Here is a 7,013-nt window from a genome sequence, read left to right on the forward strand (position 1 = left end):
AGTGGGGGCAGGCGAGGTGAACTACCCAACCAAAGACCACCACCGCGTCAGCCCCACCGGCCAGCACATGGGCCGCAACGCCGCGCGCCTGGCAGCACTCGGGCAATCCCGGCTCAAGGCTGCGGGCCTCGAAAACCACAACGTCCCGGCAGTGCGCGGCGAGATGTGCGCCACCTGCGCATGTCGGGAAGGCACGGTGCCGAATGGCTGCCTTCAGACGCAGCTGGACTTTCTCAAGTCGGTGACCGAGGGCAAGGGCTTCTACTGCCACTCGCCGAAAGACGGCCGCCTGTGTGCAGGCTGGATCGCAGCCCGCGCCGAAGTCGTTGCGCGGCCGCTGCCCGAAGCCGCGCTCAAGCTGATCGAAAAGTGGGAATACAGCCCGGCTGATGAGGCCGCCGCATGACCACCGATCGCACAACCGACAACCGGATCAAATACAGCGACGCCACCGTCCGCCGCGCCCGATTCCTGCACGCCAGAAACATCTGGTCGATCTCTGAAATACAGGGTCACTTAGCCGATGAGGGTGTGACCGTCGGCATGTCATGCCTCAAGGCGTGGCTGCGCGGTGATACCCGGCGAAATGTTGGGGGGATGGGATGACCCTCGCCCTCGCCATCGCCTGCGCCGCCTTGGGCGGCTACTGCATCGGCCACGCGATCGGGCGCTTAAACGATGCCGCTGCGGCGGAAATCGAGCGCCTCAATTCCGAGCGCATGAACGACCGACAGATGATCGAAGCCCTTGAGCGCCGGGTGTCTGTGCGCGCCAATTACGAACAGGAGTGTGGCTGATGCCAACGCTATCAGAAGTGCAGGAACACGCAGCCGATGCCGAACACCAGGCATTCCAGCGGGCATACGACGCCCTGCTCAACGTTGCCAAGGACCCGATCACCTGTCGGCATTTTTGGGATGCGGGCTTTACCGCTGGACAGGCTGACGCGAACGACATGCTGACCGTGGCGCACATGGACGGCTATGCCAAGGGCCGGGATGCGATGCGGGCTGAACTGGCGCGGCAGGAGCCCGTTGCATACGGCTACCCGAACACGGCGATCACCGGCAAGCGCCACGCCATGATGATGGTCCGGCTCGACATCCTATCAGACGATCAGTACGGCGGCGCTCAGTGGGTGCCGTTGTATGCCGCCCCGCCTGATATGTGGGAGTTGGTGGAGGCGTTGCAATATTGCCGAAACCTGATCGGAGCATCGCGCATCAAGGGATCAGACCAAACATTACGGATGGCAGACGCCGCCCTCACAAAGCATCGGGGGCAATCATGACCCGCGACGAAGCACGCGCAATCCTTGAGGCCCACAACAAATGGCGGCGCGGGACGGAAGGTCCGCCGAAAGCCGATCCGAAGGCGATAGGTTTGGCCATCGACGTGGCCGTGGCCGAACTCGCCAAGCCTGCGGCAGTGCCGTACTTGGAATCGGCCATGGCTGTTATCCGCATCCGAAAAGCCATAAAGGACTGGGAGTCTGGCCTCGATGACGGCATGTCTGCGCTTGCCAAGATCAAGACCGCGCTCGCCGCATCGCCACAACCCCCAGAACCAGCCGCTGATGTTGAGGCGGCGCGGGTGGATGCTAACCGGTACAGGTTCATCAGGAGCCTCAACGCAGAGCAGTTTGATTCTGTGTTTGGCAATTGTCCACGGGCCGCAAAAAACGAGGCGCTCGATCGGTATATCGACGCCGCCATGAACCAGGAGGCCGGCCCATGACCCCCGCACATCACGCCATCATCGCCGCCCTGGCACAGCGCGCCGTGGCCGATCATCTCACCCCCAAACCAGCATCAGAACAGGCTGAGTCCGCACAGCGACCGAATCACCCCGCATTGCCAGACCGGCAGCGGGCGGCATAACTTCGGCTATGAGAGTCGCCGCCTACGCCAGATATTCGTCCGATCAACAACGTGCAGCATCGCTGGATGATCAGCTGCGCAACGTGCGGCACTGGTGCCAGCGCAACGGCGTGCCCGAGCCCGTCGCCTACACCGACGCCGCCATCAGCGGCGCCAGCGACAACCGCCCCGGCTACCGCGCGCTGGTGGCCGACATCACCGGCGGGCGCGTTGATCTGGTAGTGGTCGACGACCTCAGCCGGCTCAGCCGCGACAGCAGCGAAATAGGCCAACTGCTCAAGCGCGTGCGGTTCGCCGGAGCGCGCCTGGTGGGCGCCAGCGATGGCGTCGACACCGCCCGCAAGGGCCACAAAATCGACGTGGGCCTGCGCGGCCTCATGGGCGAAATGTACCTCGACGAACTGGCCGACAAAACCCATCGAGGACTCACCGGCCGCGCCCTTGCCGGCGCCAGCGCGGGCGGCCTGCCCTACGGCTACCGGGTAGCAGGAACCGGCCAGCGCACCATCGACCCCGATCACGCCCAGGTCGTCCGCCGCATCTACAACATGGCCGCAGCCGGGCACACACCCCGGCAAATCGCCGCCGCGCTCAATGCCGACGGCGTGCCCAGCCCGCGCGGCAGCAGCTGGGCCATGAGCGTGATCTACGGCGACCGAAAACGCGGCATCGGCATCCTCGCCAACCCCATCTACCGGGGCCGCCAAATCTGGAACCGCAGCACCTGGACCAAACATCCCGACACCGGCCGCCGCCTGCGCTCAGAGCGGCCCGAAAACGAATGGATCATCACCGAGCACCCCGAGCTGCGCATCATCACCGACGCGCAATGGCAGGCCGCCGACGCCACGCTGCAAAACCGGCGCAGCCGATCAGGCGCCCCACCCGGAAGATCGCCCAGGCACATGCTCAGCGGCCTACTCAAATGCTGCGACTGTGGCGGCCCCATGGTCGCCGTCGACGCCTACCGCTACGGCTGCGCCCGCGCCAAAGATCGCGGCCCCACCGTCTGCGCCAGCCGCCTGCGCGTCGCCCGCACACACGTTGAAAGTGCCCTTCTCGCCGGCATCAAACGCGATCTGCTCAGCGAAGCCGCCTACCACGCATTCGAGCGCGAGGCCCGGCGCCTACTCACGCAAGCGGCCCCCGACACCGGCAACATCGAAAAACGAATCAGAGACGCGGAGCGCACGCGCGAAAACATCATGGCTGCACTCAAGGCCGGCATCATCACTGCCGGCACGCGCCAGGCCCTCATCGATGCCGAGCAAGGCGTGACCGACGCAAGTGCCGAACTAAAAGCCGCCCGCAACTACCAGCCCGCGCAAATTCTGCCGCGCGCCCGCGAAACATGGCGGCGCCTGGTTGAGCAACTCGCAGACGCACGCGACACACCCGAAATCAGAAGCGCCGTGCGCGAACTGCTTGGGGATGAGATTGTTTTGGGGGAGGACGCCGGGGGAGTGTTCGCGGAAGCGCGAAACGGCAGTCAGATATTAGTGGTAGCGGGGGCACGCTCCGAGCAATATCTGAGCATCCCGTACCGCATCATGATCCCCACGAACGGGCGCGGAGTATAGCGGCGGAGGGGCGGCAAGTACAACAGCCGGCGGCACCCGGTCGCCTTGGGCGCCTGCAAAATAATTTTGCAAAACACTTGCGCCCCTTGGTTTTGTCTGTACAATAGGCCCATCAGCAGCAAAGCAACCGCCCCGGCGGAACCGGGAATCCTGAAAGGAGCAACATCATGAGCAACATCCAAAAAGCCGCCAAAACCCTCACCAGCCAACTTCTTGCCGGCATCGAAGCGCACGCCGCTAAGATCGACGCCAGCCCGGTTGATTCGGTGATGGCGATGAACGAGGTGGAAGCCACCTTGATCAAGCTGTCGAGCAACATGGCGGAAAAGGATTTTCAGCAGAGCAACGGCGCCGACATCGCGCGCAGCTACCTGATCGAAGATTTCCGCAAGGTTCAGGTTGCTGAATGCCCCAGCTTTACCGCCCTCATGCTGAAAAAGTCGTAAGCCTCCATGCACTACGAAATATCCATTGTCGCCAACCCTTCCGGCTTCGGCGAATTCCAGGCCCAACCCATCAACGGGGAGGGCTGGGACAGCGCTTGCGACTTACTTGCCGGGATCGCCAACAACACTGCCGAGTACAGCGAGCTAGGCGTCGACGATCTGATCGAGGGCGCCGAAGACATTCGGGGGCGGATTCACAGCGAGCCGCCCCGGGTCTTCGCCGCCCGGTTTGGTGATGCGATCCGCTATTTTGGCATCGCCGAGCTTTGAGCGAATCCCTCATCCACCTACGCGTCCCGGCGGCCACAAAAGGCCGCTGGATTCGCGCTTCACGGGCCGAGGGCATGCGGCTCACCGATTGGATTGCAAAAGCCGTGGAGGCACAGATGCCGCAGGCGCTGACCCGCTACACCATCCCTGACGGGATCGATTTTGCTGATCTGCGGCTCGCCCGCGATCCTGACGGCGCGGTGTCGTTTGATACCGCGCCACTGGTGACGATCTGCGAGGCCTCGGGCATCGACCCCAACCTCATGAGCAATGAGGACAACGCCAGCGCGATGATCATGGCGTGGTACGCGGAACACCGGCGGCGCGGCGGCGCTCCCGACCCGGTGCAGGATGATCTGATTGCCGAGGTGCGGGCTGAGGAACGCATCGGCCAGACCGTCAGCCTGCCACCTGGTCGGGCATGAATAACCACGGCGGCGCTCGCCCAAACTCAGGCCGCCCCACGGTGGGCGACGTCCGCGTCAACGTGCGGCTGGATCGCGCCACCGTGGATCGCCTGCGGGAGATCGGAGACGGCAACGTGAGCGAGGGGATTCGGCGGGCGGCTAAAACCGCCACCCCACCCGAACCAGCGCCCTGAGCGCGCCGCGCTCATCCTGCTGCACGTCGGCGCCGAGCCGGAACCGGGACACGTCCCGCTCGATCCACACGCCGCCGCGACCGCCGAACGGGTCATAGCTCAGGCCAGCAGCCCAGGGCCTCACCGGCGGCGGCAACAGGCCGGGCAGGATCGGCACATCGAGCGCCCGCAGAATCGAGCCGTTGGGGCTGGACGCAATGACCCGCTGCCCACCCTCATCATCACGCACCAGCGACAGGTCGACGCGGCACACCGGGCACCCTGGCGCGTCGGGCTGCACCTCGACCTCGACGCGGCGCACCTCGACGTTGCCGCGCGGGATGCGGTGCGGTGCAGGCGCGTCGGGCGGCGTCGGGTCGCGCTCGGCAATCACGCTGCCGTCGTCTTGGATCACTGCCGGGCGGTACTCGACGCGCTCGATCACCGGGGCGTCGCCCAGCCCCAGTCGGTAGCCGAACACGCCCACCACCCCGGCGAGAATCAGCGACAGGGCTGTTTCGCGCGTCATGCCGGCACCCCGTCGCGCATCTGCCGCGCCATGGCGAGCACGCGGCGGCGTTCGGTGATGTCGTCGCCGGCCATTGCCGGCCAGCGGCTCAGCAGCAGGCAATCACTGGCCGCGTTGTAGTCCGCGCGCCGCAGGGAATCCCACAGGTCGCGCTCGGCCAGCAGGGCGTCGCTGCCGATTACCAGCGCCACGTGCAGCACCACGGCCGCGCGCTGCGGATCTAGCTCGGGCAGCGAGAAGATGCGCCCGCGCAACTGGCGCGACACCGCGTACAGATCGGCGCGCAGTTGTGTTTCGGCAACGTGGGGCGACAGCGGCTCGCGGGCGATGCGCCACAGCCAGCCTATGACGGTTTCCCCGTTCTCGATGGCCGGTCGGTCGTGAAACGATTCCAGCCGCTGGACTGACGCGACGGCTTCGCTCACGTTGCGCGCCTCGCGGGCGTGGAAATCTGCGGTTGCTTTTTCGTCTTCATTCACGCTCATCGCCCGCAAGGGGCGCCCCCGGTTGTAGTGATAGATCGGCCTCGGCATCGCGGCGGCGGCACAGGCCCGGGCCGTTGGGCGTGCCGCGCCACAGCCGGCACATGGCGCGCAGCTCTCGGGCCACGCACTGCACATCACTGGCCGGCAGGCAGTCGTCACGAATCGCGCGCATCTCGCGCCGGGCGTTGCCGCTCATTGATCCGCCCCGGTTGTAGACGAGCGACACAAGCGCGCCCTCGGCGGGCGGCGGCAGGGTTCCCAGGGCGTCACCGAACGCGCGCCGCGTGCGGCGGTGGTACTCGGGAATCGACACGTCGGCGAACACGCGGTAGGCGTAGCCGTAGGCCGTGCTGATGCCCCGCCACTCGCCGATGCGGGCTTTTGCCGCGTTGCCGGTCACCCCGGCGGACATGGCCAGCCGCTCGCGCTGCTCATGCAACTGCCAGTCGCGCAGGATCACCCCGCTGGTCTGGTGGCCGCCGTCGTAGCCGATGCCCCATGTCGGACCGCTGGGACCGCCGGGGTAGTACACGCCAGCCAGCCGGGCGCCGTAGTAGCCGGGGCTGGACACCTCGAATTGCACGATCAGGTCCACCGCGCCGGGGTACACCGTGGGCGCGGGCGTGGCGGTGGGCACCGGCAACACCGGCTGGGGCGGCAGTGTCGGCACGGCCTCGCGTGCGGCCACCACCACCGGGGCAACCGCTGCACTTACCGCCGCCTGGCCACCCTCAATCGAGGGCGACTGGCACGCGGCAAGGATCAGCGCGCAGGCCGAAAGAACCAGAGCGCGAGCCATAGCACCGCAATCCAGAACACAGCGTTGGTGAGGTACACGGTCACGGCCCCGCGCTCGCCCAGCATCAGGCGGCGCCACAGCTCATGTTTCGCGGTCGCGTCCAGCTCCATTCGCCAGCGGCGCCACGCGAGATAGCTCAGGCCCAGGGCCGCGAAGCCGTACGCCAGCATCACCGGCAGCTCGGCCAGCCATGCCAGCAGGTCAGGTCCAAGCCCGCCGCTCATGCCACCCAGCACCACGACTGCGGCAATCGCCAGCGCGGCTTGCAGCGGCAACCAGCCGACGAACTCGGCGAATCGTTGAATGAGCTTGATCATCCGTCAGCCCTCACCGTCAAATGTCGATCCATCCGCTTGTGCAGCGATGACACCGCGCCTTCGACGCGCCCAATCGACTCATGCAGCGGGGCCATTGCGGCGCTCATCTCGGACTTTGGCTGGTAAT

Annotated in this window: 13 protein-coding genes; 9 read left to right on the forward strand and 4 right to left on the reverse strand. The window is 66.1% G+C overall.

The annotated features are described in order from the left end of the window. Positions 1–16 precede the first annotated feature (16 nt). From AACZ75_RS14335 to AACZ75_RS14375, 9 genes are all read left to right on the forward strand, one after another. Positions 17–406 carry a hypothetical protein gene (locus tag AACZ75_RS14335; RefSeq protein WP_339873741.1) on the forward strand — a complete coding sequence of 130 codons (390 nt, stop codon included), beginning with the start codon at positions 17–19 and terminating at the stop codon, positions 404–406. Next, positions 403–606 (forward strand): hypothetical protein, encoded by a 204-nt coding sequence (locus AACZ75_RS14340; protein WP_339873742.1) that lies wholly within the window; start codon positions 403–405, stop codon positions 604–606. Before AACZ75_RS14335 ends, AACZ75_RS14340 begins: the two co-directional genes overlap by 4 nt. After that, positions 603–797, forward strand: coding sequence for a hypothetical protein (locus AACZ75_RS14345; protein ID WP_339873743.1), 195 nt, complete (start codon positions 603–605; stop codon positions 795–797). Before AACZ75_RS14340 ends, AACZ75_RS14345 begins: the two co-directional genes overlap by 4 nt. After that, the gene (locus AACZ75_RS14350) at positions 797–1,291 is read left to right on the forward strand and encodes a hypothetical protein (RefSeq protein WP_339873745.1); all 495 of its coding nucleotides are present in this window, start codon (positions 797–799) and stop codon (positions 1,289–1,291) included. Before AACZ75_RS14345 ends, AACZ75_RS14350 begins: the two co-directional genes overlap by 1 nt. Beyond that, positions 1,288–1,737: a hypothetical protein gene (locus AACZ75_RS14355; protein WP_339873747.1), complete on the forward strand. Its 450-nt coding sequence runs from the start codon at positions 1,288–1,290 to the stop codon at positions 1,735–1,737. Before AACZ75_RS14350 ends, AACZ75_RS14355 begins: the two co-directional genes overlap by 4 nt. Positions 1,738–1,888: 151 nt before the next feature. Further along, positions 1,889–3,460 (forward strand): recombinase family protein, encoded by a 1,572-nt coding sequence (locus tag AACZ75_RS14360; RefSeq protein WP_339873749.1) that lies wholly within the window; start codon positions 1,889–1,891, stop codon positions 3,458–3,460. Positions 3,461–3,627: 167 nt separating this feature from the next. Then, positions 3,628–3,906, forward strand: coding sequence for a hypothetical protein (locus AACZ75_RS14365; protein WP_339754201.1), 279 nt, complete (start codon positions 3,628–3,630; stop codon positions 3,904–3,906). Positions 3,907–3,912: 6 nt separating this feature from the next. Beyond that, entirely contained in the window at positions 3,913–4,176 is a 264-nt protein-coding gene (locus tag AACZ75_RS14370) for a hypothetical protein (RefSeq protein WP_339754198.1), read from the forward strand. A gap of 74 nt (positions 4,177–4,250) precedes the next feature. Next, positions 4,251–4,601 carry a hypothetical protein gene (locus AACZ75_RS14375; protein ID WP_339754195.1) on the forward strand — a complete coding sequence of 117 codons (351 nt, stop codon included), beginning with the start codon at positions 4,251–4,253 and terminating at the stop codon, positions 4,599–4,601. A gap of 141 nt (positions 4,602–4,742) precedes the next feature. Here the strand turns inward: AACZ75_RS14375 and AACZ75_RS14380 are convergent, their stop codons facing one another. From AACZ75_RS14380 to AACZ75_RS14395, 4 genes are read right to left on the reverse strand one after another with little or no spacing between them, the layout of a single operon-like run. After that, positions 4,743–5,285, reverse strand: a complete 543-nt coding sequence (locus tag AACZ75_RS14380; protein WP_339754192.1) for a hypothetical protein — start codon at positions 5,283–5,285, stop codon at positions 4,743–4,745. Further along, positions 5,282–5,764, reverse strand: coding sequence for a hypothetical protein (locus AACZ75_RS14385; RefSeq protein ID WP_339754190.1), 483 nt, complete (start codon positions 5,762–5,764; stop codon positions 5,282–5,284). The genes AACZ75_RS14380 and AACZ75_RS14385 overlap by 4 nt, the downstream gene beginning before the upstream one ends. Further along, on the reverse strand, positions 5,757–6,569 hold the full coding sequence (locus AACZ75_RS14390; protein WP_339754188.1) for a hypothetical protein: 813 nt from the start codon (positions 6,567–6,569) through the stop codon (positions 5,757–5,759). Before AACZ75_RS14390 ends, AACZ75_RS14385 begins: the two co-directional genes overlap by 8 nt. After that, positions 6,533–6,886, reverse strand: a complete 354-nt coding sequence (locus tag AACZ75_RS14395) for a hypothetical protein (protein ID WP_339754186.1) — start codon at positions 6,884–6,886, stop codon at positions 6,533–6,535. The genes AACZ75_RS14390 and AACZ75_RS14395 overlap by 37 nt, the downstream gene beginning before the upstream one ends. Positions 6,887–7,013 lie beyond the last annotated feature (127 nt).

It is taken from the genome of uncultured Brevundimonas sp. (genome assembly GCF_963975535.1).
Taxonomy (GTDB): Bacteria; Pseudomonadota; Alphaproteobacteria; order Caulobacterales; family Caulobacteraceae; genus Brevundimonas.